We start from the raw sequence: 25,409 nt of genomic DNA on the forward strand, positions 1-25,409 counted from the left end.
TCCGCATGGGGGACGCGATGCGGCGCCACCGCCACGGCAATGTCCCTAAAACCGATTCAAATGCAATTGGTTGCATGATTACACTGGCCGAAAGTTTTGCTTCGCACCACGCCAGAGGCGTTATCCCTTCGATATTTTAAGTGGGGCTTTCGACAACTTAAGGACGAGCACCCCTGCCCTCCCGTCCGCCTTGGAACGACGGAAGGATTCGGGCTTTTTCGTGATCCAGACAACAGCTTACGCCAGATTTCTCCGGCGTGCGATCATGTTTGGCAACAGGCGTTAATCGTTGTGCTGGCGGTGCGGCTAGCCCAGGCTGGCTATCCGGACGACGAACACGATCGTCGGCCGCACCGGTTCAAGCCGCAGTTTCGCGGCCTGCGGTCCGAGCAACAGCGTGTCGCGAGGTCCGAGGCGCGACGATGTCGCGCCGGTCACGCCGACCTCACCGTCGAACGGCAGGATCAGGGTCATAGCGCTGGTCGGCCGGATATCGGTCGGAACCGAGATCACCAGGCGCTCGACCGTGTGCATGGCCCGCCCGCGGCGGGTCATGACGTTGAGGTCGGTGATCGGACCGGAGATCAGCGCCGCCGAGGTCGGCACATCGGCCGGGAAGGACAGCGGGGCGGAAGCCGCCGTCACTTCGGCCGGCCGCCGGCCAGCAATGTCGAGGACGATGCCCTCGCCTTCCAGCACGGCCAGCGTGCGGTCGACGCCGGCAAAGCCCGAGAACGGCCCGCTATCCTCGACTCGCGCCATCGAAACGCGCCAGTCGAAATCGTCCAGGCCGGCGCCGTCCGGCGAGACGGCGATCTCGGTGGTCGTGCCGCCGCCATTCTTCCACGGCATGACCCGGTAGTCGGCGGCCCGTAGGATGCGCATCATTTAAGCCAATCAGCCTAAAATACCGGGCAGATTGAGCTGGTGCTCCTTCGCGCACTCGATGGCGATGTCGTAGCCGGCATCGGCGTGGCGCATGACGCCTGTCGCCGGATCGTTCCACAACACGCGCTGCAGGCGCCTTGCGGCGTCCGGCGTGCCGTCGGCGACGATGACCATGCCGGCATGCTGCGAGAAGCCCATGCCGACGCCACCGCCATGATGCAGCGACACCCAGGTTGCGCCCGACGCGGTGTTGAGCAACGCATTGAGCAGCGGCCAGTCGGAGACGGCGTCGGAGCCGTCCTTCATCGCTTCCGTCTCGCGGTTGGGCGAAGCCACCGAGCCGGAATCGAGGTGGTCGCGGCCGATGACGACGGGCGCCTTGAGTTCGCCCCTGGCCACCATCTCGTTGAAGGCGAGCCCCAGCCTGTGGCGGTCGCCGAGGCCGACCCAGCAGATGCGCGCCGGCAGGCCCTGAAAGGCGATGCGCTCACGTGCCATGTCCAGCCAGTTGTGCAGATGGGTGTTGCCGGGGGTGAGTTCGCGCACCTTGGCGTCCGTCTTGTAGATATCCTCGGGATCGCCCGAAAGAGCAGCCCAGCGGAACGGGCCGATGCCACGGCAGAACAGCGGCCTTATATAGGCCGGCACGAAACCCGGGAAAGCAAAGGCGTTCTCGAAGCCTTCGTCCTTGGCGACCTGGCGGATGTTGTTGCCATAGTCGAGCGTCGGCACGCCGGCATTCCAGAACGCGACCATCGCCTCGACATGCTCGCGCATTGAGGCGCGGGCGGCCTTCTCGACAGCCTTGGGATCGGAGACGCGCTTCTCGCGCCACTCAGCCATCGTCCAGCCCTTGGGCAGATAGCCGTTAATCGGGTCATGCGCCGAGGTCTGGTCGGTGACCATGTCGGGGCGGATGCCCCGCTTGAACATTTCCGGCACGATGTCGGCCGCATTGCCGAGCAGGCCGACCGACTTCGCCTCGCCGGCCTTGGTCCAGCGCTCGATCATTTCCATCGCTTCGTCGAGCGTCTCGGCCTTCTCGTCGACATAGCGGGTGCGCAGCCGGAAATCGATCGAGTCCGGATTGCATTCGATGGCGAGGCAGCAGGCGCCGGCCATGACGGCGGCAAGCGGCTGGGCGCCGCCCATGCCGCCGAGGCCGCCGGTCAGGATCCATTTGCCCGTAAGGTTGCCATTGTAGTGCTGGCGGCCGGCCTCGACGAAGGTCTCGTAGGTGCCCTGCACGATGCCTTGCGTGCCGATATAGATCCAGGAGCCGGCCGTCATCTGGCCGTACATCATCAGGCCTTTTTTATCGAGTTCGTTGAATTTGTCCCAGGTCGCCCAATGCGGCACGATGTTGGAGTTGGCGATCAGCACGCGCGGCGCATCGGTGTGCGTCCGGAAGACGCCGACCGGCTTGCCGGACTGGACCAGCAGCGTCTCGTCTTCATTGAGGGTCTTCAACGAGGCGACGATGCTGTCGAAATCGTTCCAGGTGCGCGCGGCCCGGCCGATGCCGCCATAGACGACGAGCTCATTGGGGTTTTCGGCGACATCGGGATCGAGGTTGTTCATCAGCATGCGCAGCGGCGCTTCGGTCGTCCAGTATTTGGCGTTGAGCTTGTCGCCGCGGGGCGCGCGCACTTCGCGGATGTTGTGGCGAGGATTGTTCATCATTGTCCCTTTGGAGTAAGGCGGCGTCTCAGCGCCCGGCCCAGTCAATGGCGGATTGGAGGATTTTCGTCAGTGTGGCGCGCATCGGCGCGGCGAACTCGGCATCATAAGGCACCGGCCAATTGTCCGGTTCGCCCTTGCCCTCGGGCTCGCGCAAATAGCCGCGATCGGCAAGTTCCATCTGCAGCGCATGGTAGCCGGCTTGCGGATTGCCGAAATAGCGGGTGATCCAGCCGCCCTTGAAACGACCGTTGATGACATTGCTTTCACCGCTTTCGGCCATGATCTGGCCGACCAGCGCCTGAAGCATTGGGTCCGCGGTCTGGCCGTCATTGGTGCCGAGATTGAACACCGGCAGCGTGCCATAGAACAGCCGCGGCAGCACCGAACGGATCGAGTGGCAATCGTAAATGACGACCTTCTCATGCAGGCCGCGCAGCCTGACGGCCTGGGCCGCCAGCATTTCATGGTAGGGCACGAAATACGCTATGCGGCGCTGGTCTATCTCCGACGGCGTCGGTTCCGCGCCGGGCAGATACAGCGGATCGCCGTCGAAGGTCTCGGTCGGGCATAGCGTCGTTGTCGTCTGCCCGGGATAGAGCGAGGCGCCGGAGGGATCGCGGTTGACGTCGATGACGGTGCGCGAGATCGACGTGTGCACGACAGTCGCGCCAAGGCCGGCGGCAAAATCGTAGAGATTGTCGATCCACCAGTCGCAATCGCGGCGGCCGAGCCAGGGCGAGACCAGCCGATTGTCGATGCCGGCGAGATCGATACCCGTGTGCGGGATCGACACCAACAGGGGTGCCGTGCCTTCGGTCACTGTCAGCCAGTCGGTCATGTCAGACTCCCGAGATCGAAGGCAATGTCACCGCGCTCGCAGCCTTGATGGCAGCGCCGCTGCGCACCATGGCGATGGCTTTTTCCATGTCAGGGTGGAAATGCCGGTCATTGTCGAGATGCGGCACCTCGGCGCGGACCAGCTTGCGAACAGCTTCCAGAGCTGCACTCGACGCCAGCGGCGCATGGAAATCGCAGCCCTGCGCGGCGGCCAAGAGTTCGATGCCGATGACGGCCGTGGCGTTTTCGATCATGCCGATCAGCCGGCGAGCGCCGTGTGCGGCCATCGATACATGGTCTTCCTGGTTGGCCGAGGTCGGGATGGAATCGACACTTGCCGGATAGGCCTTCTGCTTGTTCTCAGAGACGAGCGCCGCCGCCGTCACCTGCGGGATCATGAAGCCGGAGTTCAGGCCGGGCTTCGGCGTCAGGAAGGCCGGCATGCCGGACAGCGCGGGGTCTACCAGCATGGCGATGCGGCGCTCCGACAGCGAGCCGATCTCGCAGACGGCAAGCGCGATCATGTCGGCAGCGAAAGCCACGGGCTCGGCGTGGAAATTGCCGCCTGAAAGCGCAGTATCGTCCTCGGCGAAGATCAGCGGATTGTCGGTGACGCCATTGGCCTCGGTGCCGAGCGTATCGGCAGCCTGGCGCAGCACGCTGAGTGCAGCACCCATCACCTGCGGCTGGCAGCGCAGGCAGTACGGATCCTGCACGCGCTCGTCGCCGACGCGGTGAGATTCACGAATGGCGCTGCCGGCCATCAGGTTGCGCAGCGCTTCCGCCGTCTCGATCTGGCCGGGATGTTTTCTGAGGAGATGGATGCGCGGATCGAAGGGCGCGTCCGAACCCTTGGCGGCGTCGGTCGACAGCGCGCCGGCGACCAGCGCCGACTGGTAAAGCACTTCGGCCTCGAAGAGAGCGGCCAACGCATAGGCGGTGGAGAACTGCGTGCCGTTGAGCAGCGCCAGGCCTTCCTTGGCGCCAAGCGTCACCGGCTCCAGGCCGTGCGAGACGAAAGCGACCTTGGCCGGGAAGCGGCCATGCGGGGTAAAGCATTCGCCAACGCCGATCATCACTGCCGTCATGTGCGACAGCGGCGCGAGATCGCCGGAGGCGCCAACCGAGCCTTGCGCCGGCACGACGGGGATGACGTCGTTGGCCAGCATCGCTTCCAGCAACTCGATCGTTTGCGGCCGCACGCCCGACGCGCCCTGCGCCAGGCTGGCGAGCTTCAGCGCCATCATCAACCGAACCACAGCGACCGGCATCGGCTCGCCGACGCCGGCGGCATGCGACAAAACGATGTTGCGCTGCAAGGCCTCTAGATCCTCGGCCGGAATGCGGACGCTGGCCAGTTTGCCGAAGCCGGTATTGATACCATAGACCGGCTCGCCCTTGGCGACGATGCGGGCGACTGCCTCGGCGCTGGCCTTGATCTTCGGACGGCAGGAGGCGTCGAGCTTCGGCACGGCGCCGCGATAGATAGCGCGCCAGTCGGCCAGCGTCGCATTGCCGGGCTTCAGGTTAAGTTCGGTCATTGTCCTCTCCAGATGCGGGCATGGAGCGGGTTGAAGCCCATGCGGTAGACGAGTTCGGCCGGACGCTCGACGTCCCAGATCGCCAGGTCGGCGGATTTTCCTGCCTCCAGCGTGCCGGTCTCGCCGAACAATCCCAGCGCGCGGGCAGCCTCGCGAGTGGTGCCGGCCAGGCATTCCTCGACGGTCAGGCCGAAAAGCGTCGCGGCCATGTTCATGGTCAGCAACAGCGAGGTCAGCGGCGACGTCCCGGGATTGTTGTCGGTGGCGACCGCCATCTTGACGCCGTGCTGGCGAAACAGGCCGATCGGCGGCTTCCTGGTTTCGCGGATGAAATAGTAGGCGCCGGGTAGGATCGTCGCCACGGTGCCGGCCTTGGCCATGGCTGCGGCACCTGCTTCATCGGTGTATTCGAGATGGTCTGCCGACAGCGCACCATAGCGGGCGGCGAGTTCGGCGCCATGCAAATTGGACAGCTGGTCGGCATGGAGCTTTACCGGCAGGCCAAGCGCCTTGGCCTTGTCGAACACGCGGGCGATTTGCTCCGGCGAGAAGGCAATGCCTTCGCAGAACCCATCAACGGCATCCGCCAGGCCCTCGACGGCGATGGCGGGCAGAATATTGTCGACGATATTGTCGATGTATTCGTCCTTGTCGCGATAGGGCTCCGACGGCACGGAAAGATCGCCCAGATTCTGCGGTAGTGTGTGTGCGCCGAGAAAAGTGGTGACCACGGACACATCCCGCATTGTGCCCAGCCGCCGCGCCGCACGTAGCGACCATCTCTCATGCATATGGCTAAGGCCGTAGCCCGACTTGATTTCGACGGTCGTCACGCCCTCGGCAATCAAAGCGTCGAGGCGCGGCAGGCTCTGTCTGACCAATTCATCCTCGTGCGCTGCACGCGTGGCTTTGACCGTCGAGACGATGCCACCGCCGGCTCTGGCGACCTCTTCATAGGTGGCGCCGGCCAGCCGCATCTCGAACTCGTTGGCACGGTTGCCGGCATGGATGAGATGGGTGTGGCAGTCGATCAGGCCGGGCGTAATCCAGCGGCCTTCGCAATCGGTAGTCTCGCTGCCCTGAGCCAACGCTGACGGCATCTCGGCTTCCGGACCGGCATAGACGATGACGCCGTCACGGGCGATGATCGCGCCCTTTTCGACGATGCCCAGTCCGGCAACGCCGTCGGCCATGGTTGCCAGGCGCGCATTGCGCCAAAGCTGAAGGCCCCCTGCCCGGCTTTTGTCCGCCATCATCTTTTTCCGTTGCTTGAATGGCGATTATGTATATACATATCGAAACGCGCTGCAAGTGCATTGTTGATGGAATGCGGAGAAAAACGTGACGGCGATCTTTGCGGAACAGGCGCTGCTGGCCGATGGCTGGCATGACAAGGTGCGGATCGTCGTCACGGATGGTCGCATCGCGACGGTCGAGCCGGGCTCTTCGCAGCAGGCCGACGACGAACGCCACGCCATTCTGGTACCCGGCATGCCGAACCTGCACAGCCATGCCTTCCAGCGCGGCATGGCCGGGCTTGCCGAACTGCGCGGTCCCTCCGCCGACAGCTTCTGGAGCTGGCGCGAGGTGATGTACCGCTTCGCGCTGTCGATGACGCCGGACCAGGTCGAGGCGGTCGCCGCGCAGCTCTATGTCGAGATGCTGGAAGCCGGTTTTTCGCGCGTCGGCGAATTCCACTATCTCCACCATGACCGCGATGGAAATGCCTATGCCAACCTTGCCGAAATGGCCGAGCGCATTGCCGCTGCATCCGCCGAGATCGGTATCGGCCTGACGCTGCTGCCGGTGTTTTATGCGCATTCGTCCTTTGGCGGCGCTGCGCCCAATGAAGGCCAGCGGCGATTCATCAACGATGTGAATTGCTTCTCCCTGCTGGTTGAGAAATGCCGCGAATCGGTTCGTGCGTTGAATCAGGCTGTCGTCGGCGTCGCCCCGCACAGCCTGCGCGCCGCGACGCCGGAGGAACTCAGCGCTGTTGCCGCCATTGCGCCGGACGGACCGATCCACATCCACGTCGCCGAGCAGGTGAAGGAGGTCGAGGATTGCCTGGCGTGGTCGGGTGCGCGACCGGTCGAATGGCTGCTCGCCAATGCCGGGATCGACAAGCGTTGGTGCCTGATCCACGCCACCCACATGACCGAGGATGAGACAACCGGCATGGCCAGAAGCGGCGCCATTGCCGGGCTTTGCCCGATCACCGAGGCCAATCTCGGCGACGGCACCTTTTCAGCACCTCTGTTCATCGAACATGGCGGCCGCTTCGGCGTCGGCTCGGATTCCAACGTGCTGATCGGCCTGCCGGATGAATTGCGCCAGCTCGAATATTCGCAGCGCCTCGCACACCGCGCCCGCAATGTGCTGGCGGTGGCCGGCGGCTCGACCGGGCGGGCTCTGTTCGACGCCGCCCTCGATGGCGGCAGCACCGCACTCGGCGCCGGCCCGTCGCGGATCGCCGCCGGCGCCGCGGCTGATTTCGTCTCCCTCGACGAAAACCATCCTTCGCTGGCCGGAAAAAGTGGCGATGCGATCCTCGACGCCTGGATCTTTGCCAATGGCGGCAAGGTCGATTGCGTCTGGGTGCATGGGAAAAAGCAGGTCAGCGGCGGCCGGCATTCCAGGCGCGAGCCGATTGCAGAGCGCTTTCGCCAGGTGATGACGGCGCTTGCGGCATGAGCATGATTGAGACAGCGGCGTCGGAAGGCGGCGGCTCGCTGCACCAGCGCATCCTGTCCGACATCAGCGAGAAAATAATGTCCGGCGCCTGGGCGCCGGGCCACCGCATCCCGTTCGAGCACGAGCTGACGGCGCAGTATCATTGCTCGCGCATGACGGTGAACAAGGCGCTGTCGCAGCTGGCCAAGGCCGGGCTGATAGAGCGCCGCCGCCGTTCGGGCAGCTTTGTCCGCCAGCCGCAGTCGCAGGCCGCGGTGCTGGAAATCCACGACATCAGGATCGAGGTTGAGTCGCTTGGCCTGGCTTATCGTTACGAGCGCTTGGCGCGGCAGAAAAGGCGCAGCAGCGCCGAGGATCGCGCCTTGCTGGAACTGGACTCAGCCGGACAGGTGCTGGCGCTTGAATGCCGGCATTTCGCCGGCAAGCGGTCGTTCGCGCACGAACAGCGGCTGATCAATCTCGCCGCCGTCGCGGAAGCCGCCGAGGAGGAGTTTCTCGACATCGCCCCCGGCCCTTGGCTGATCGGCCGCGTGCCATGGAGTGAGGCCGAGCACCGCATCCGCGCGGTGGCGGCCGACAGGCATATTGCCGAAGCCCTCGACGTCGCAACCGGCGCACCGTGCCTGGTGGTCGAACGCCGGACCTGGAGCGCGGAGCACCCGGTGACGCAGGTGAGGTTCACTTATGCCGCGGAGAGCCACACGCTGGTGGCGCGGTTCAGGCCTTCGCAGGGGTAGCTCCTTTACCCTCCCCTTTGTGGGGAGGGTCGCTGCGAAGCAGCGGGGTGGGGGTCGGCGCCAGCCCCCGCCCGGACCTTCGGTCCGACCTCCCCACAAGGGGGAGGTAGAAGGCTGCACTTTAAATCGCCGCCGTAACAATAATCTCGACCACATATTCCGGCCCTGCAAGCTTGGCCTCACCCGTGGCGCGGGCGGGCGTGTTGCCTTGCGGGACCCACTTGTCCCATTCCTTGTTCATCTCGGCGAAGGTGCCCATATCGGCCAGCCAGATGATCGCCTGCAGGATCTTGGTCTTGTCGGTGCCGGCCTTGGCCAGCAGTTCGTCGATAGATGCGAGGATCGACCTCGTCTGTTCGCCAACGCTGGCGCCGGGCGTTCCGACCTGGCCGGCGAGATAGACGGTGTTGCCGTGGATGACGATCTGGCTCATGCGCGGGCCAACATCGATGCGACGAATGCTCATGGGATGGTTCCTTCGTTTGTCGGTGCGCCTGTTTAGAGTCGCTGCCGGCTTCGGGCAAGGCCAACAGCGCGAAACCTCTTGAGCCTGGGTTGGATCTTAGACCGCAAATGTCTATCTGCGCCGAGGTATTTCTTTCCGGCGCGGATTGCCGACCTCGTGTGAGAGTGGCAAGACTTCGCGCCAAACCAGGTTGAGAGGATGAGAGCCATGGAATATCGAGAAATCAGCGAGGACTATTCGGTCTCGGGCCAGATCCAGCCCGAAGATGCCGCCGCCATCAAGGAAGCCGGTTTCAAGAGCGTGATCTGCAACCGGCCGGATGACGAGCAGCCCGACCAGCCTTCGGCCGACAGCGTCAAGGCGGCGGTCGAAGCCGCGGGGCTGGCCTTCCGCTACATCCCGGTAATCAGCGGCCAGATCACAGCCGAGAATGTCGAAGATCAGGCCAAAGCGCTCGACGCGCTCGAAGGCCCGGTGTTTGCCTATTGCCGCTCCGGCGCGCGCTGCACCAATCTCTACGGGCTGATTCAGCAGTCCAAGGGGTGAGCATCTGAGGCGCTGGCGATCCCTCACACCCCCCTCTGTCCTGCCGGACATCATCTCCCCCGCAAGGGGGGAGATCGGATGTCGCCTTCGCTTTTCGCCAATCGCCGACGTTGCAGGATGAGCGCTATCGACAAAGCTGCTGATCTCCCTCCTTGCGGGAGAGATGGCCGGCAGGCCAGAGGGGGGTGCTGTCCCGCCGACGTATCAACTGAAACTCTCTCAAACTAGATCGGCAGCGCCCCGGTCTCCTTCAGCGTCTCCAGCACGATCGCGGTCTTTACATGCTGCACGGAGTCGTGCGGCAACAGCACGCCGTTGACGAATTCCGACAGCGATTTCAGATCGGGGGTCACCACTTTCAAGATGTAGTCCATCTCACCGGTCAGCGCGTGCGCCTCCTGCACTTCCGGCAGCCGCGCCAGCAATTCGCCGAAGCGCCGCGCATTGTCGCGGTTGTGGGTGGCCAATGTCACCGAGATGACATTGACCAGCGAGAAGCCGAGCTTGTCGCGGTCGAGCACCGCCCGGTAGCCCTTGATATAGCCGTCCTCTTCCAACCGCTGGCGGCGGCGCGAGCATTGGGAGGCGGAGAGGTTCACCCGCTCCGACAGGTCGTTGTTGGTCAGCCGCGCATCGCCCTGCAGAAGTGCCATTATCTTGCGGTCGAACTGATCGATGCGCGTCTCATTCATGATCTTTGGTCCGTTTGTGCACAATTCACGCACGATCTGATCATTTCAAGCGTTTGAATGCAAGCACCGTGCAGCCGCTCCGCGTTATGATTGCACATGGTCCGCTGCGGCCACCGCCAGTTTTGGAGCAATGCCATGGGTCCCTTCCCGCACGACGCCCCGCCCGCAAAGATCAGCAAGGAAAACCCCGCCGGCACCGACGGTTTCGAGTTCGTCGAGTTCGCGCATGCGGAGCCGCAGAAGCTAGCAGAACTGTTCACCCGCATGGGCTATGTCGCGATGGCCAAGCACCGCACGAAGGACATCACCGTCTGGCGCCAGGGCGATATCAACTATGTCGTCAATGCCGAACCGGGCTCGCATGCGATGAAGTTCGTCGACAAACACGGCCCTTGCGCCGCCTCAATGGCCTGGCGTGTTGTCGATGCCAAGCACGCATTCGAGCATGCGGTATCGAAAGGCGCCACGCCCTACGACGGCAACGACAAGGCGCTCGACGTGCCGGCCATTGTCGGCATTGGCGGCTCGCTGCTCTATTTCATCGAAGCCTATGGCAAGAAGGGCTCGGCCTATGATGCCGAGTTCGAGTGGCTGGGCGAACGCGACCCGCGGCCGCAAGGCGTCGGCTTCTATTTCCTCGACCACCTCACCCACAATGTCTATCGCGGCCAGATGGACAAATGGTGGGACTTTTATCGCGAGCTGTTCGGCTTCAAGCAGATCCATTTCTTCGACATCGACGGCAAGATCACCGGCCTGGTCAGCCGCGCCATCACCTCGCCCTGCGGCAAGATCCGCATTCCGCTAAATGAATCCAAGGACGACACCAGCCAGATCGCCGAATACCTGAAGAAGTACAATGGCGAAGGCATCCAGCATATCGCCGTCGGCACCGACGACATCTACGCCGCCACCGACAAGCTTGCCGACAACGGGCTGAAGTTCATGCCCGGTCCGCCGGAGACCTACTACGACATGTCGTACAACAGGGTGAACGGGCATGACGAGCCGATCGAGCGGATGAAGAAGCACGGCATCCTGATCGACGGCGAAGGCGTGGTCGACGGCGGCATGACCAAGATCCTGCTGCAGATATTCTCCAAAACCGTGATCGGCCCGATCTTCTTCGAATTCATCCAGAGGAAGGGCGACGAAGGTTTTGGCGAAGGCAATTTCCGCGCGCTGTTCGAGTCGATCGAGCAGGACCAGATCAAGCGCGGCGTAATCAAGGTCGATGGCAAGGCGGCGTGAACCCCCGTTTGCGGCTCGATCGGCCTTGATCTAAGTTTCGATCAAAAGGGTCAAGCCGTGAACGTCTCCATAACCGAAGCAAAGGCCAACTATCGGAACTCGTCGGCCGCGCGGAAGCCGGCGAGGAGATAGTCATCACTCGTCACGGCAAGATCGCGGCGCGGCTCGTGCCACCAGTTCGAGAAGACTTGTTGTCGCGCATAGGTGCCCTGAAGGGGAAGATTTGGATTTCAGACGATTTCGACAAACTCGGCCCTGAATGGAACGAGTACACCAGATAAAGGTCAGAGGCCCAACCGCTCGACCTCTTCTTTCCTCACCTTCAAATCATAATCGAGCAAAAACTCGTCCAGCTGCGGCGGCGCGACCGAGCTGCCCGAGAGCATCGCGTGCACCTGGCCGCGATGATGGATGTCGTGCAGGAAGACATGGGCGAGAATGTCGCCGATCTTTTCGCGGATCATGCCGTCCTCGCGCCGGTCGGTGATGACCTGACGGTCGACATCCGCTTCCGACAGCTTCTCGCAAAAGGCGATCAGGCGCCAGTCGGCCGCGACCTGAGCGGCAAACAGCGCCTGCGGGTCATCGAACGGCACGTAATCGTCATGGGCGGCCGCGCCGACGCCGCCCTCCTCAAGGAAATCGAGATAGAGATGATCGACCGCGAGGATGTGGTTGAGCGTTGCCTTGATCGACGGGAAGAAGCTGGTGCGTTCGGCTTCGAATTCGCCGGGCTTTAGCTGCAGCACGGCCCGATAGAGCCGGTCGTTCGACCAGAGATTGTTGCCGGCCATGCGGCTGAAATGCTCGAGCAGGGTCACGCGTTCATTCGTCTGATCAGGCCAATGCCAGCCGCCATCACCGCGAAGCCGGCGACAACGATCAGCAGCAGCCGGTTCATGCGCCGCCGCATCGCCTGCGTCTCCTCGTCCCGCGCCACATTGGTGTTGGTGATGGTGTGGAACATCATCGCCTTGCGCGGGTAGCCACTGCGGTTGGTCAGATCGGGCGAGCGCGCCTCGATTCGGTAGCTCAGCCGGATCGCCTGGATGAAGACCACCAGAATGGCCAGCGCCCAGACGCCGGCCAGCAGGTAGAACGCCTCTCCCGTCACTATTGCCCCCTCTTATGCCTGGGACTTCTCGACCTTCTGCTCGATGGCGCCGAAGATCGAGTTTCCGCTTTTATTCTTCATCTCGATACGCACCGTATCGCCAAAGCGCAGGAACGGCGTCTTGGGCTCGCCAGACTCAATGGTCTCGATCATGCGCAGTTCAGCGATGCAGGAATAGCCGGCGCCGCCGGCCGCCACCGGTTTGCCCGGCCCGCCATCCAGCTTGTTGGAGACGGTGCCGGAGCCGATGATGGTGCCGGCAACCAGCGGCCGTGTCTTTGCGGCATGGGCAATCAGCGCCGGGAAGTCGAAGGTCATGTCGACGCCGGCATTGGCACGGCCGAACGGCTTGCCGTTGACGTCGGCGAGCAGAGGCAGGTTGACCTTGCCGCCATCCCAGGCGTCGCCGAGTTCGTCCGGCGTCACCGCCACCGGCGAAAAAGCCGAGGACGGCTTCGACTGGAAGAAGCCAAACCCCTTGGCGAGTTCGGGTCCGGTGAGCGCGCGCAGCGTCACATCATTGACCAGCATGACCAGCCGGATCGCAGCGCGCGCCTGGTCGAGGCTGGCGCCCATCGGCACATCGTCGACGACGACGGCGACCTCCGCCTCCATGTCGATGCCGAAGGCTTCGTCCGCCGCGCGGATCGGCTCGCGCGGCGCGATAAAGGAATCCGAGCCACCCTGATAGATCAGCGGATCGGTCCAGAAGCTTGCCGGCATCTCGGCGCCGCGGGCTTTGCGCACCAGCTCGACATGGTTCACGTAGGCCGAACCATCGGCCCATTGATAGGCGCGTGGCAGCGGCGAATGGGCATCATGCTCATGGAAGCGTGCCGACGGCACCGCATTGTTCTCCAGCGATTCGGCGATGGTCGCCAGATGCGGCGAAATCCGTTGCCAGTCGTCGAGCGCGGCCTGCAGCGTGCGCGCCAGGAACGAGGCGTCGGTGAAGCGCGTCAGGTCGCGCGAGACGACGACGAGTTTTCCGTCGCGCGTCCCGTCCTTCAATGTGGCAAGCTTCATGCATCCTCCCAATGGTTATTCGTAATATTTGCCGGCGTAGATAATTCTCGCAGCGGCCTTCCAAGGATTTTCATCAGCCAGGAATGCCGGATCGCCACCCTGATTGTCTTCAGTCCAAGCGACAGCCCGCTCGAGAAAGGCGCTGATCGAGCCGTTTTCCCATCCATTCCAACCTGAAGAATAGGGTCCCGCCGGTTTCAACGCTTCTTTGCGGTCCGCATCCTCGCTATCTCGCCTCAGACCGTCGATGAACCCGATGAAAGACTGCAAATCCTGAACATCGTCGAGAAGCAATCGAAGGCTTTCCGAGGACCGCGCCTCGGATGCCCGCAGATCCTCCCAGTGTTGTTCATCCGTCACGTCTTTGCCTCCAGCCCCACAACAAAGCCGTCGCGGGCAATCGTCAAGTCACCTACCCACGATTTCCTGACAGCAACCTCCCAGTCGGCCCCGCCGATCTCGGGATCATCGGCCGGAATAAGGTGGTTGAGCACCAGCCTCTTCACCCCGGCATCGGTGGCGATGCGGCCGGCTTCCTCGGCAAATGAGTGGCTGGCGAGCAGATGCTCCTTCAGCCGCGCCCCGTTGCCGGTCCTGGCGACCAGCCTCTCGATGCCCTCGTCCAGCATGGCTTCATGGACGAGGATGTCGGCATTTTTGGCGAAGCCGGCGAGCGGCGGGAAGAAGGCGGTGTCGGATGAGAAGACGACGCTTTTACCGCCTTGCTCGAACCGCAGCGCGAAACAGTCGGTTACCGGTGGATGGTCGACGCGCAGTGCCGAGACCTTCAGGCCGCGTTGTGCGAAAACCTGGCCTTCGCCGAATTCAACGATCGAAACCAGTTCGCGGATGTCCGGCCTGCCTTCGTCGACGATTCGGATCTCGATGTCGAACTCCATCGCCTGGCAGAAGCGCCGCCAGTAATGCCCGGTGCCGGGCGGTCCGAACAACGTCACCGGATTGGCCAGACCGGCGGTCCAGGCGGTGTGGAGCAGCGCCCCCAGTTCCAGCACATGATCGGAATGCAGATGGGTGACGAAGATCAGGTCGAGCGCCTTCAGGCTGACGCCGGCATCGACCAGGCCACGCGTGACACCCAGCCCGCAATCGACGACGATGGTCCGCCCGCCAAGCTCCAGCAGCGACGAACTCGGCCACGGCCCGCCCGACCGCAATGCCGGGCCGCCTTTCGAGCCGAGAAGCACCAGCCGGTCGCTCATCGAGCTGATCTCAAGACCAGTCGCCCTCCGGCGTGCCGTTGAAGCGCTTCTTCAGGTCGGTCCAGCAGTCAATGTAATTGTCCTGCCTTGTTTCAAGCTCGGCGCCGTAGCGGGTCAGCATTTGCGGGAATCGGGTCTCGAACATGAAGGCCATCGTGTTGTCGAGCTTGACCGGTTTCAGCTCGGAGCGCGAGGCCTTTTCGAAGCCAGGTGCGTCGGGGCCGTGGGCCAGCATCAGATTGTGCAGGCTGATGCCGCCGGGCACGAAGCCTTCTTCCTTGGCGTCGTACTGGCCATGGATCAGGCCCATGAACTCGCTCATGATGTTGCGGTGGTACCAGGGCGGCCGGAACGTGTCTTCCGCCACCAGCCAGCGCGGCGGGAAGATGACGAAGTCGATATTGGCGGTGCCCTCCTCGCCGCTCGGCGCCGTCAGCACGGTGAAGATCGACGGATCGGGATGGTCGAACAGGATGGCGCCGACCGGCGAAAACGTCGCCAGATCATATTTGTAGGGCGCATAGTTGCCGTGCCAGGCAACGACGTCGAGCGGCGAATGGCCGATCTCGGTGACGTTGAAATTGCCGCACCATTTCACCGTCAGCCGGCACGGCGTCTCCTTCTCCTCGAACCAGGCGCTGGGCGTCTTGAAGTCGCGTGGGTTGGCCAGGCAGTTGGCGCCAATCGGGCCGCGGTCGGGCAGCGTCAGCTTGGCGCCGTAATTCTCGCAGACATAGCCGCGCACTTCCTTGTCGGCGAGCTCGACCTTGAACACCAGACCGCGCGGCAGCACGGCGATCTCGCCGGGCCGAAGCTCGATGACGCCCATCTCGGTGACAAAGCGCAAGGCACCGACCTGGGGGACAATCAGCAACTCGCCGTCGGCGTTGAAGAAATGGTCGTCGACCATCGAGCGGTTGGCGACATAGACATGCGCCGCCATGCCGCTTTGGCCCAGCACATCGCCAGCGGTGGTGATGGTGCGCATGCCCTGAATGAAATCGGTCGGCTCCTTCGGCATCGGCACCGGGTTCCAGCGGTATTGGCCAAGCGCCAGCTCGTGGTCACCGACATTGGGGGCGGTCTTCCATAAGGGATAGTTCACCGCCTTGAAGCGGCCGGTGTGTTTTACGCTCGGCCGGATCCGATAAAGCCAGGAGCGCTCATTGGTGCCGCGCGGGGCCGTGAAGGGCGAGCCGGAAAGCTGCTCGGCATAGAGCCCGTAGGCCGGCCGTTGCGGCGAGTTGCGCCCTTGCGGCAGCGAGCCGGGCAAGGTTTCGGTCTCAAAATCATTGCCGAAGCCCGGCATGTAGGAATAGGCCATCCGATCCTCCCTGATCCCGGCACCCTTGAAGAGCGGCTGCCAGCGATGTTGACCAAACTGGTTTCATTTGTAACCATTGAAAATGTAACTATCAACGGCGAACGCATCCACGGTGCGCAGATGGAACCTGAAGTTCTCGAACTCGAAAGCTTCCTGCCCTACCGGCTCTACCGGCTGGCCGACGCTGTCAGCCGCGAATTTTCAAAAATCTACCGCGACCGCCACGGCCTGACGCGGCCGGAATGGCGCACACTCTCTGGGCTCGGACAGCGCGGCACGATGACCGCGACGGCGCTCGGCGAGCAGTCGGCCATGCACAAGACCAAGGTTTCGCGGGCGGTGGCGGAGCTTGAGCGGCGGCGCTGGCTGACGCGCACGCCGGACGAGAATGATCGGCGTGTGGAGCATTTGGCGCTGACCAAGGCGGGACTGGCCGCCTATCGCGAGATGGTGCCGCTGGCGAAAGCCTTTGAACGGCAGTTGCTGGCGAGGCTTGGTACGGAAGAGCGGGCGGCGATTGTGAATGGGGTGGCGGCGCTGGAGGCAAAACTCACCTTGGGTTGAGATCTTCCCATAAGTTCGACCGTCGCTGAAATCAGATCGCGAATGCGGCAGGCAACGCCCCTAGACCGTAATAGGCGCGTTCGGCTTCAATGAAGCCTCTGACACCGCTTCGAAATGCCGCCGGATCATCAATGTAGGCTAGAAGCGCCTGCGCTTGCGAAGCCGCGTGTCTTTGAGCGCTTTCAAACAGTCGCCTTGCCGTTTCAAAATCACCGGCCAAACCAGCCGCCACCCCGGCGTGGAAGGCCGCCCACTCGCCGTAGGCGCCCGGCTGCAATTCACTCACGAGGATTTTCGCTGTGGTTTGGACGGAAGGGAACATCGATCGGTGAACCTGATCGATTTCGACGACCTTCTTGGCCATTTGATCAACCGCGAGAAGAAACTGAGGCGGGCTCTCGAACGGAACGAACTGTCCAATGCGCTCAACGTGATCGAAGGTAATCGTTTCCGGAAGCGAACCCCAGAGCCAGTGGACTGCTACGTTAAGGTAAGTGCCCTTGGACCAGGAACTGGGCTGGAACTCGACTACACTTAGCCAGAAGCCGCGATCGGCGATCCAGATTCGGGACTGCCCTTTGCGTCGAAATCCGGCCGGCTTCAGTACGAACTTTGCCTGCGAGGCAATGATACGACCGTGCTCATTGTCCGCCATCTTGCACCCACACGTGCCTCACCAATCCATCACCACCTTGCCCGAACTGCCGCTCCGCATCGCGTCAAACCCCGTCTGGAAATCGTCGATCCCAATGCGGTGCGTAATCAGACCCGACACATCCAGCGGCCCCTGCACCAGGGCGATCATCTTGTACCAGGTCTCGAACATTTCGCGGCCGTAGATGCCCTTCAAGTGCAGCATCTTGAAGATGACCTTGTTCCAGTCGATTTCGAAGCCGGTCGGCGCGATGCCCAGAATGGCGATCTTGCCGCCATTGTTCATGGTGTCGATCATGTCGCGAAAGGCGGGCGCGGCGCCCGACATTTCGAGGCCGACGTCAAAACCCTCGGTCATGCCCAGCGCCGGCATAACGTCGCGCAGTTTTTCCTTCGAGGCATCGACGACATGCTGGACGCCGAGCTTTTTGGCCAGCGCCAGCCGCACCGGGTTGATGTCGGTGATGACGACTTTTCGCGCCCCCACACATTGGGCAACGAGCGCGCCCATGATGCCGATCGGCCCGGCGCCGGTGACCAGAACGTCTTCACCGACCAGGTCGAAGGACAGAGCGGTGTGGACGGCATTGCCCAGGGGATCGAAGATCGCGGCGATCTCGTCGGGCACATCGTCGGGGATCGGCACGACATTGTGCTGCGGGATCGCCAGATATTCGCCGAAGGCGCCGGGGCGGTTGACGCCGACGCCGAGCGTGTTACGGCAGAGATGCCCCCTGCCGGCGCGGCAATTGCGGCAATGGCCGCAGACGATGTGACCTTCGCCGGAGACACGCTGGCCGACCTTGTATTCGGTGACCGCAGCGCCGAAATCGGCCACCGTGCCGACGAATTCATGGCCGGTCACCATCGGCACCGGCACGGTCTTCTGCGCCCACTGGTCCCAATTGTAGATGTGGACGTCGGTGCCGCAGATCGCCGTCTTCTTGACCTTGATCAGCACGTCGTTAGGGCCGATCTCCGGCACCGGCACCTCTTCCATCCAGATGCCCGGTTCGGCCTTGGCCTTCACCAGCGCCTTCATCATGTTCGACATGCTACAACTCCTTACCCTCCCCCTTTGCGGGGAGGGTGGCCCGAAGGGCCGGATGGGGGTCAAAAAACTGGCGGAGGTCGTGACCCTGCAGACCCCCACCCCGCCTCCCGACATGGGGGAGGGTAAAACTCTCAGCCAATCACGCCCAATTCCTTGCCGACCGCCGCGAATGCCGCCACGGCGCGATCGATGTCGGCGCTGGAGTGCGCCGCCGACATCTGGGTGCGGATGCGCGCCTGGCCTTTCGGCACCACCGGGAACGAAAAGCCGATGACATAAATGCCGCGCTTCAGCATGCGCGCCGCCATTTCCTGCGCTAGGCTGGCATCGCCCAGCATCACCGGGATGATCGGGTGATCGGCGCCGGCCAACGTGAAGCCGAGCTTGCCCATCTCGGACCGGAAGCGCGCCGCATTGGCATATAGGCGCTGGCGCAGGGCGTCGCCATTTCGGATCAGCTCGAACACCTTGATCGAGGCGCCGGCGATCGCCGGCATCAGCGTGTTGGAGAAGAGATAGGGCCGCGAGCGCTGGCGCAGCCAGTCGACGACCTGGCTTTTGCCGGAGGTGTAGCCGCCGGAGGCGCCGCCGAGCGCCTTGCCGAGCGTGCCGGTGATGATATCCACCCTGCCCTCGACACCGCAATGCTCGGCCGAGCCGCGGCCGTTCTTGCCGACGAAGCCGACGGCATGGCTGTCGTCGACCATGACCATGGCGTCGTATTTTTCCGCGAGGTCGCAGACGCCTTTAAGATTGGCGATGATGCCATCCATGGAGAACACACCGTCGGTGGCGATCAGGCGGAAGCGGCAGTCTTTCGCCTCCTTCAGCCGGGCTTCGAGATCGGCCATGTCGTTGTTGGCGTAGCGGAAACGCTTGGCCTTCGACAGCCGCACACCGTCGATGATCGAGGCATGGTTCAGCGCATCGGAAATGATCGCATCATCCTCGCCGAGCAGTGTCTCGAACAGGCCGCCATTGGCGTCGAAGCAGGAGCCGTAGAGGATGGTGTCGTCCATGCCGAGGAATGATGAAATCGTTGATTCAAGCTGCTTGTGCTCTTCCTGCGTGCCGCAGATGAAGCGCACCGAGGCCATGCCGTAGCCGTAGCGGTCGAGCGCGCCTTTGGCTGCATCGCGCAATTCTGAGCTGTCGGCGAGGCCGAGATAGTTGTTGGCGCAGAAATTCAGCACCTTGTCGCCGCCGACTTCGATCTCAGCCGACTGGGTCGAGGTGATCACCCGCTCGGATTTGTAGAGCCCGGCGGATTTCAGCCCTTGCAGTTCGTTGTCGATATGGGAGAGGAATGCCGCGCTCATGGATCAGGTCCTGTTGAGATTGGCGCGACTGTCGCGCTACGCGCACTAAAAATCCATCGCAAAAGCGACCGTTTCGGTGGCACGGCGGGCTCAACCCTGGCGCGACCCGATCGCATGGCCCGCATGCTGGAGTAGCAGGCACGCGAATACGGCTATGCCGCGAAAGAACATGATAACCATCTCGGCAGCTTTCGTTTACTGCCGAAGCAACAGTTCCGCCGGCTTCCAGACCTGTTAACCCTTTCAAGCCAATGGTCTTCTCGCCACGAATCAGTGGCAGAAATCCGTCGACCGAGGGGTCACCTAGAATATGTCGCAGCAGCCGGCGCAAACCGTCTCGGGCAAACTCATCCTGCTGATCAAGAGCGGCTACTGGCTGGCGCTGCTGATCATCGCCGCCATGGTGATGGCCTCCTTCATCCTGCTGCAGCAGATGATGGCGGCGCAACAGCACAACCATACTCTGCTCGACATCGTCAGCACCCAGAAGGCGCTGTCGCAGCGTATTGTCTTTTTGACCAGCGCAACCGGCTCCGCCGCGCGTGACAAGCAGCCGGCCCTGGTTGCCGCGCTGAAACAGGCGACCGCCGAGTTCGAGACGAACTACGACCTGCTGCTCAAACAGACGGGAGCCGACCCACTGTCACCGGCATTGTCCGATCCAAAGTCGATCGAGAGCGTGCTTTACGGCAAGCCGTTCCACCTCGACTATTTCTCGGTCGGGCTGGTCGCCAATGGCGAAAGGCTGATCTCGTCCTTCGAATCCCAGCTCTCCGGCAATGCCGCCTACAAGGGCGGCGGCGAGCGCGTCAATCTCGATGCTTCCGTCGCCAATGCGACGCTGTCGGGTTATGCCGCGCTCGGCCAACGCATCGCCGCATTCGCAGACGAGCGGTCGGAAAAGCTCCTCGATCTCCATCGCACCTTGTTCTACGCCACCATCGGCGTCATCGTCCTGGTGGCGCTTTTCATCTTCCGGCCGATGTCGAAGGCGATCCTGCGCAAGACGCACGAGCTTGTCGATGCCCGCAACTCGATGGCCTTCATCGCCGTACATGACGGGCTGACCGGCCTGCACAACCGCACCTTCCTGACCGACCACTTCGAAACGCTGATCAAGGGCGCGCATCGCCGGCGCGAGAGGCTGGCGGTCATCCAGCTCGACCTCGACCGGTTCAAGCAGATCAACGACACACTCGGCCACGCCGCCGGCGACTATGTGCTGGTCGTCACCGCGCAGCGCATGCGCGATTCCTGCCGTGCGTCGGATCTCTGCGCGCGCCTTGGCGGCGACGAATTCGTGATGATCCTCAATGGCGCCGGCGGCCCCGAGGACATCAACATGCTGGCCCGGCGCATCCTGGAGGAGATCAACGAGCCGATTACCTTCCAGGGCACGACCATCCTTCCAGGGGCCAGCGCCGGCATTGCCGTCTATCCCATCGACGCCGACAATGCCGAGGATCTGCTCGTCCACGCCGACCTCGCGCTCTATTCCGCCAAAAAGCTCGGCGGCGGCAGCTTCTCGTTCTTCTCCGAGGAACTCAGGCGCGAGCTAGACTACCGCAAGCAGCTCGAGCACGACATCAAGGTCGCGATTTCGGAGAACGCCTTCCAAGTCTATTTCCAGCCGCAGGTGTCGCTGAGCAACGGCGCCATCAGCGGCATCGAGGCGCTGGTGCGCTGGAAGCATGCCGAGCGCGGCATGATTGCGCCGGGCGAGTTCATTCCGGTCGCCGAAAAATGCGGCTTCATGCCCGAGATCGGCCGCATCGTCTTTACCAAGGCGATCGAGCAAGCAGCCGAATGGGATCGCGCCGGCATCGCTTTCGGCCGGCTTGCCGTCAACGTGTCCGGCACCGAGCTGCGCGAACCCGACTTCGACCGCTTCCTGTTCGCGACGCTGGAAAAGGCCGGCCTTGCTCCGCAGAAACTGTCGCTGGAAATCGTCGAATCCGTCATTCTCGACGACGAGAAGACGGGCATCGCGGCGAAGCTGCGCCACATCCGCGCTGCCGGCGTCCATCTTGAGCTCGACGATTTCGGCACCGGCTATGCCTCGCTCAGCCACGTCAATCCCAACGAGATCGACCGGCTGAAGATCGACCGCCGCTTCGTCCAGAACATCAACGAGAATGGCGACAACACCAAGATCGTGCGCGCCATCACCGAGCTGGCGCGCGGTCTCGGCATTTCGATCGTCGCCGAGGGCGCGGAAACCGAAGCCGAGCTCGATTCGCTGATGGCAATCGGCTGCGATCAGGTGCAGGGCTATTCCATCGCCTTCCCGATGCCGCAGGACAAAGCGCGCGAATGGCTGCTGGCGCGCAGCCCGAAGAAAGCCAAGCTGAAGGTGCTTCAGGGCAATTTAGCCTAGACTATTGCCCACCGGTGCCGGTCATTTGGCCGGCGCGACATTCGCCCGCAATGCCGCCAGCACCTCGGCGAACTCCGCCAGCCTGTCGTCCGGCAATCCCGCGCGCAGCCGCTTGTCGAAGATGAGAGCCGCCGCCCGCAGCTTCAGGAACATCGTTTCGCCCGCCTGCGTCAGTTCGACCAGATGAACCCGGCGGTTGTCCGGATCGCGGCGGCGCGTCAGCAAGCCTTGCGCCTCCATGGCGTTGAGATGGTGGGTGAGCGTGGCGCCCTGGATGCCGATCATGCCGGCAAGTTCGCGTTGGTTGGCAAGCTCGCTCGACTTGACCGAAAGCAAGGTCAGCCACACCGGCAGCGTGCCGCCGGCCTCGACCAAAGCGGCGTCAAAGGCCTGCGCCACCAGCTTGGAGGTGCGCGCGAGATTCATGCCGATTGGCGGACGGTCAAAGGGAGTCATGCGCCGACAGTAGAACAAGGCGCCGAGCGATGGAACGCGGCATTATACATTGACATCGAACCATTTGATACCTAACTATCATGCGTGTCGATCTACCCAGTTCGTATCATCCTGCATTCGACAGGGATCCGAGGACGGGCGGCGGGCAAGGAGGAAGCGGTCATGCAATATGTCTACATCGTCGTTATCGGCCTTCACGTCATGGCCGGTGTGTTCTGGGCCGGCACCACCATCACGCTTGCCCGCGACCCCGAGATCAGGGCGGAGCGCTTTATCGGACCGCAAATGGGCTCGGCCGGCATGGTGTTCGTGACCGGCGCCCTGCTCTGGTATTTCTTCCACGGCGCCTATTTCGGCTCGATGGAAATGGTGCTGGCGCTAGGCATCCTGGCCGCCTTCGCCGCTGCCGGCGTTCTCAGCGTCGTCGTCCGCAAGACCAGCCGGCAGCTTGCCGGCGCGGACGCCGCAACGGAAGCGGCGCTGCGCAGCAAAATGGCCCGCGGCGAGCGCATCGCCGCCTGGCTGCTGGTACTCACCGTGCTTTGCATGGCGACGGCCAGGATGATTTGAGCCCTGCCGCGCGTTGCCTCCCGGTTGAAGCATTCCGCGTCGTACGCCGCCTGGCTCCCGGGCGGTGGCGTACGCGGCGCGCAGTTCGGACGGATGTGCAAGGTGGCTCTCCGCACAGAGGTTTGGCTGCGCGCCACCCATCACTTTGATCGATCGAGTTGCGCCCGCCGGAAGGGTGAGATCGAGTTTTGGAACAAGCCGTAGGCCGCTTGTAAAGCTCACACCCGCAAGCCGAACCTGATGCCATCATAGATGGCCGCGTGGATGTTGCGCGAGGCGACCGCATCGCCGATGCGCAACAGCACGAAGCCGCCTTCGGGGTTGCGTGAAGGAAAAATATCGCCGCCGCCGACCAGCCGCTCGTAATCGACCGCGCCACCATTCTTCGACAGCGGTTTCAGCTGGAGATAGAGATCGTCGAGCGGCGCCGTGCCGTGCTCGACCACCACCTGGTCGACCCGCCTTTCGCCACGCCAGCCATCGGCAAAGTCGGAGGCGAGTTCGGCGACCAGTTGGTTGCCCTCGCGCCGTACCGAGCGCAGCCTGGTGTTGATGGTGATGGTGACGCCCTTCTCCTGGAAGGCGCGCATATAGGGCACGTGGTTCATGCCGCCCATTTCGGGGGCGAAGAAGCGCTCCGGCGAAACCAGCTCCAGTTTTGACCCTGCATTGGCGATCAGCTCCGCCGCGCCCATGCCCTGGTGGCCACCATTGTCGTCGAAGAGCAGCACGTTCTCCGCCGGCTTGACGCTGCCGGCCATGATGTCCCAGCTCGACGTGACGAGATTGTCGCCTGATGTCAGCGGCGGGTTCTGCGGCAGGCCGCCGGTGGCGATCACCACCACATCGGGCGACAGCGCCAGCACATCGTCCTGCTCGGCCCATGTATCGTAGCGGATCCCGACGCCGAGCCGGTCGAGTTCGGCCAGCCGCCAGTCGATGATGCCGATCAGTTCCTTGCGGCGCGGGTTCTGCGTCGCGAGCCGAACCTGGCCGCCGGCCTGACCGGAGGCTTCAAGCACCGTGACATGATGGCCACGTTCGGCCATGACGCGAGCTGCCTCGAGCCCGCCAGCGCCAGCGCCAACGACGACGACGTTCCGCCTGGGCCCTTCGGTCTTCAGGATGATATGCGGAATCTCGGCCTCGCGGCCGGTCGCGGCATTGTGGACGCACAGCGCCTCGCCGCCTTCATAGATACGATCGAGGCAATAGGTGGCGCCGACGCAAGGCCGGATCTCGTGCTCGCGGCCTTCCATGACCTTCTTGATGATGTGCGGGTCGGCGATATGGGCGCGGGTCATGCCGACCATGTCGAGCTTGCCGGTCGCGATGGCGTGGCGCGCCGTGGCCACATCGGAAATCCGCGCCGCATGGAAGGTCGGAAATTTCGTTGCCGCCCTCACCTCGCCGGCGAAATCGAGATGCGGGGAAGAGCGCATGCCGGTCACCGGGATAACCTTGGTGAGCGCCGCGTCGCTTTCGATCGAGCCGCGGATGATGTTCAGGAAATCGACCTTGCCGGAATTCGCGAGCCGTCTGGCGATCTCGACGCCCTCCTCCTTCGACAGGCCTTTGTCAAAATCCTCATCGGCGACCATACGGATGCCGACGACGAATTTTTCGCCGACCGCCGCCCGCACGGCATCCAGCACCATGTCGGTGAAGCGCAGCCGGTTGTCGAGCGAACCGCCGAACTCGTCGTCGCGATGGTTTGTGGCGGGCGACCAGAAGCCGTCCATCAGATGGCCGTAGGATTCGAACTCGATGCCGTCGAGGCCGGCGGCCTGGCAGCGCTGCGCAGCCGACGCATAGTCGGCGACGATGCGCTCGATGTCCCAGTCCTCGATGGTTTTGGGGAACGCGCGGTGCGCCGGCTCACGCACCGGCGAAGCCGACAGCACCGGCAGCCAGTCGGCCTTGTTCCAGCCGGTGCGGCGACCAAGATGGGTGATCTGGATCATCACCTTGCAGTCATGCTCGTGGCAGGCGTCCGCCAGTTCGGCCAGCCACGGCACGATGCGGTCGTCATAGACATGCAGATTGCCAAAGGCGGCCGGGCTGTCGCGCGAGACGATCGCCGAGCCCGCCGTCATGGTCAGCGCCATGCCGCCCTTGGCCTTTTCGGCGTGGTAGAGCCGGTAGCGCTGTTTCGGCATGCCGTCCTCGGAATAGGCCGGCTCGTGGCTGGTCGACATCACCCTGTTCTTCAGCGTCAGGTGTTTGAGCTGGTAAGGCTGGAGAAGCGGGTCGTTGCTGGTCATCATCTTCCTGCCATTCCAGTTTGTGTCGGAGCAGCGCGCGCTGCTCCAGTTCTTGTCTTAAGCATCGAATTTATCCGAAAATCGCTGCACACTTTTTGATCCGATGCTAATGAGCGCGGAAAATCCCCAGGA

General features: G+C 63.1%; 25 protein-coding genes and 1 pseudogene. 8 read left to right on the top strand and 18 right to left on the bottom strand.

The features are described from left to right. Positions 1 to 306 precede the first annotated feature (306 nt). The 5 genes from NLY43_RS04620 to hutI are packed head-to-tail and all read right to left on the bottom strand — an operon-like array spanning position 307 to position 6,202. Complete coding sequence (locus NLY43_RS04620; protein ID WP_023711610.1) at positions 307 to 885, bottom strand: HutD/Ves family protein; 579 nt, start codon at positions 883 to 885, stop codon at positions 307 to 309. A gap of 12 nt (positions 886 to 897) precedes the next feature. After that, a complete protein-coding gene (gene hutU / locus NLY43_RS04625) occupies positions 898 to 2,568 on the bottom strand; it encodes a urocanate hydratase (protein ID WP_023705777.1) in 1,671 nt (556 codons plus the stop codon). A 28-nt stretch (positions 2,569 to 2,596) separates the two neighbouring features. After that, on the bottom strand, positions 2,597 to 3,409 hold the full coding sequence (gene hutG / locus NLY43_RS04630) for an N-formylglutamate deformylase (RefSeq protein WP_023711611.1): 813 nt from the start codon (positions 3,407 to 3,409) through the stop codon (positions 2,597 to 2,599). Between the two features lies 1 nt (position 3,410). After that, a complete protein-coding gene (gene hutH / locus NLY43_RS04635; protein ID WP_023711612.1) occupies positions 3,411 to 4,949 on the bottom strand; it encodes a histidine ammonia-lyase in 1,539 nt (512 codons plus the stop codon). Continuing rightward, the gene (gene hutI, locus NLY43_RS04640) at positions 4,946 to 6,202 is read right to left on the bottom strand and encodes an imidazolonepropionase (RefSeq protein WP_502882152.1); all 1,257 of its coding nucleotides are present in this window, start codon (positions 6,200 to 6,202) and stop codon (positions 4,946 to 4,948) included. The genes hutH and hutI overlap by 4 nt, the downstream gene beginning before the upstream one ends. 88 nt (positions 6,203 to 6,290) lie before the next feature. On the opposite strand from hutI, the gene NLY43_RS04645 reads away from it, so the two are divergent. Both NLY43_RS04645 and hutC read left to right on the top strand, forming a co-directional pair. After that, the gene (locus NLY43_RS04645) at positions 6,291 to 7,643 is read left to right on the top strand and encodes a formimidoylglutamate deiminase (RefSeq protein WP_023711614.1); all 1,353 of its coding nucleotides are present in this window, start codon (positions 6,291 to 6,293) and stop codon (positions 7,641 to 7,643) included. Further along, on the top strand, positions 7,640 to 8,380 hold the full coding sequence (hutC, locus tag NLY43_RS04650) for a histidine utilization transcriptional repressor HutC (protein ID WP_023711615.1): 741 nt from the start codon (positions 7,640 to 7,642) through the stop codon (positions 8,378 to 8,380). The genes NLY43_RS04645 and hutC overlap by 4 nt, the downstream gene beginning before the upstream one ends. Positions 8,381 to 8,501: 121 nt before the next feature. On the opposite strand, the gene NLY43_RS04655 is transcribed toward hutC, so the two are convergent. Beyond that, positions 8,502 to 8,846 carry a RidA family protein gene (locus NLY43_RS04655; protein WP_023682919.1) on the bottom strand — a complete coding sequence of 115 codons (345 nt, stop codon included), beginning with the start codon at positions 8,844 to 8,846 and terminating at the stop codon, positions 8,502 to 8,504. Between the two features lie 207 nt (positions 8,847 to 9,053). Between NLY43_RS04655 and NLY43_RS04660 the strand changes: the two genes are divergently transcribed. Continuing rightward, the gene (locus tag NLY43_RS04660) at positions 9,054 to 9,392 is read left to right on the top strand and encodes a protein tyrosine phosphatase family protein (protein ID WP_023689629.1); all 339 of its coding nucleotides are present in this window, start codon (positions 9,054 to 9,056) and stop codon (positions 9,390 to 9,392) included. A 224-nt stretch (positions 9,393 to 9,616) separates the two neighbouring features. On the opposite strand, the gene NLY43_RS04665 is transcribed toward NLY43_RS04660, so the two are convergent. Next, positions 9,617 to 10,084: an Lrp/AsnC family transcriptional regulator gene (locus NLY43_RS04665; RefSeq protein ID WP_023689628.1), complete on the bottom strand. Its 468-nt coding sequence runs from the start codon at positions 10,082 to 10,084 to the stop codon at positions 9,617 to 9,619. A 135-nt stretch (positions 10,085 to 10,219) separates the two neighbouring features. Between NLY43_RS04665 and hppD the strand changes: the two genes are divergently transcribed. Both hppD and NLY43_RS04675 read left to right on the top strand, forming a co-directional pair. Further along, positions 10,220 to 11,335, top strand: coding sequence for a 4-hydroxyphenylpyruvate dioxygenase (gene hppD, locus NLY43_RS04670; protein WP_023711616.1), 1,116 nt, complete (start codon positions 10,220 to 10,222; stop codon positions 11,333 to 11,335). Positions 11,336 to 11,457: 122 nt separating this feature from the next. Beyond that, positions 11,458 to 11,616: pseudogene (locus NLY43_RS04675) on the top strand (type II toxin-antitoxin system Phd/YefM family antitoxin); the annotation flags it as partial. Between the two features lie 3 nt (positions 11,617 to 11,619). Here the strand turns inward: NLY43_RS04675 and NLY43_RS04680 are convergent. Genes NLY43_RS04680 through hmgA form a run of 6 tightly spaced genes read right to left on the bottom strand, consistent with a single transcriptional unit; the run spans position 11,620 to position 16,019 of the window. Next, positions 11,620 to 12,156, bottom strand: coding sequence for a DinB family protein (locus NLY43_RS04680; RefSeq protein ID WP_023711617.1), 537 nt, complete (start codon positions 12,154 to 12,156; stop codon positions 11,620 to 11,622). Then, a complete protein-coding gene (locus NLY43_RS04685) occupies positions 12,153 to 12,449 on the bottom strand; it encodes a hypothetical protein (protein ID WP_023694415.1) in 297 nt (98 codons plus the stop codon). Before NLY43_RS04685 ends, NLY43_RS04680 begins: the two co-directional genes overlap by 4 nt. Before the next feature lie 12 nt (positions 12,450 to 12,461). Then, entirely contained in the window at positions 12,462 to 13,475 is a 1,014-nt protein-coding gene (locus tag NLY43_RS04690) for a fumarylacetoacetate hydrolase family protein (RefSeq protein ID WP_023711618.1), read from the bottom strand. A 15-nt stretch (positions 13,476 to 13,490) separates the two neighbouring features. Further along, positions 13,491 to 13,835, bottom strand: coding sequence for a DUF7660 family protein (locus NLY43_RS04695; protein WP_023713593.1), 345 nt, complete (start codon positions 13,833 to 13,835; stop codon positions 13,491 to 13,493). Continuing rightward, entirely contained in the window at positions 13,832 to 14,695 is an 864-nt protein-coding gene (locus NLY43_RS04700) for an MBL fold metallo-hydrolase (protein ID WP_023711620.1), read from the bottom strand. Before NLY43_RS04700 ends, NLY43_RS04695 begins: the two co-directional genes overlap by 4 nt. A gap of 10 nt (positions 14,696 to 14,705) precedes the next feature. Further along, entirely contained in the window at positions 14,706 to 16,019 is a 1,314-nt protein-coding gene (gene hmgA, locus NLY43_RS04705) for a homogentisate 1,2-dioxygenase (RefSeq protein WP_023711621.1), read from the bottom strand. Between the two features lie 120 nt (positions 16,020 to 16,139). On the opposite strand from hmgA, the gene NLY43_RS04710 reads away from it, so the two are divergent. Then, positions 16,140 to 16,583, top strand: a complete 444-nt coding sequence (locus tag NLY43_RS04710; RefSeq protein ID WP_023711622.1) for a MarR family winged helix-turn-helix transcriptional regulator — start codon at positions 16,140 to 16,142, stop codon at positions 16,581 to 16,583. Positions 16,584 to 16,614: 31 nt separating this feature from the next. Here NLY43_RS04710 and NLY43_RS04715 read toward each other — a convergent pair whose 3' ends face one another. The 3 genes from NLY43_RS04715 to NLY43_RS04725 form a co-directional block, all read right to left on the bottom strand. After that, positions 16,615 to 17,238 (bottom strand): DUF4304 domain-containing protein, encoded by a 624-nt coding sequence (locus NLY43_RS04715; protein WP_023711623.1) that lies wholly within the window; start codon positions 17,236 to 17,238, stop codon positions 16,615 to 16,617. An 18-nt stretch (positions 17,239 to 17,256) separates the two neighbouring features. Beyond that, positions 17,257 to 18,291: an L-threonine 3-dehydrogenase gene (gene tdh / locus NLY43_RS04720; RefSeq protein ID WP_023672918.1), complete on the bottom strand. Its 1,035-nt coding sequence runs from the start codon at positions 18,289 to 18,291 to the stop codon at positions 17,257 to 17,259. A 131-nt stretch (positions 18,292 to 18,422) separates the two neighbouring features. Then, positions 18,423 to 19,610: a glycine C-acetyltransferase gene (locus NLY43_RS04725; RefSeq protein ID WP_023694421.1), complete on the bottom strand. Its 1,188-nt coding sequence runs from the start codon at positions 19,608 to 19,610 to the stop codon at positions 18,423 to 18,425. 310 nt (positions 19,611 to 19,920) lie between these two features. On the opposite strand from NLY43_RS04725, the gene NLY43_RS04730 reads away from it, so the two are divergent. Continuing rightward, the gene (locus tag NLY43_RS04730; RefSeq protein WP_023672920.1) at positions 19,921 to 21,987 is read left to right on the top strand and encodes a putative bifunctional diguanylate cyclase/phosphodiesterase; all 2,067 of its coding nucleotides are present in this window, start codon (positions 19,921 to 19,923) and stop codon (positions 21,985 to 21,987) included. A 21-nt stretch (positions 21,988 to 22,008) separates the two neighbouring features. Here NLY43_RS04730 and NLY43_RS04735 read toward each other — a convergent pair whose 3' ends face one another. Beyond that, entirely contained in the window at positions 22,009 to 22,413 is a 405-nt protein-coding gene (locus tag NLY43_RS04735; RefSeq protein ID WP_023672921.1) for a MarR family winged helix-turn-helix transcriptional regulator, read from the bottom strand. 192 nt (positions 22,414 to 22,605) lie between these two features. Between NLY43_RS04735 and NLY43_RS04740 the strand changes: the two genes are divergently transcribed. Further along, complete coding sequence (locus tag NLY43_RS04740) at positions 22,606 to 23,013, top strand: hypothetical protein (protein WP_023713072.1); 408 nt, start codon at positions 22,606 to 22,608, stop codon at positions 23,011 to 23,013. Between the two features lie 218 nt (positions 23,014 to 23,231). Here NLY43_RS04740 and NLY43_RS04745 read toward each other — a convergent pair whose 3' ends face one another. After that, positions 23,232 to 25,277 carry an oxidoreductase gene (locus tag NLY43_RS04745; protein WP_023713073.1) on the bottom strand — a complete coding sequence of 682 codons (2,046 nt, stop codon included), beginning with the start codon at positions 25,275 to 25,277 and terminating at the stop codon, positions 23,232 to 23,234. Positions 25,278 to 25,409 lie beyond the last annotated feature (132 nt).

This window comes from Mesorhizobium sp. C416B (assembly GCF_030323165.1).
In the GTDB taxonomy this organism is placed as follows: domain Bacteria; phylum Pseudomonadota; class Alphaproteobacteria; order Rhizobiales; family Rhizobiaceae; genus Mesorhizobium.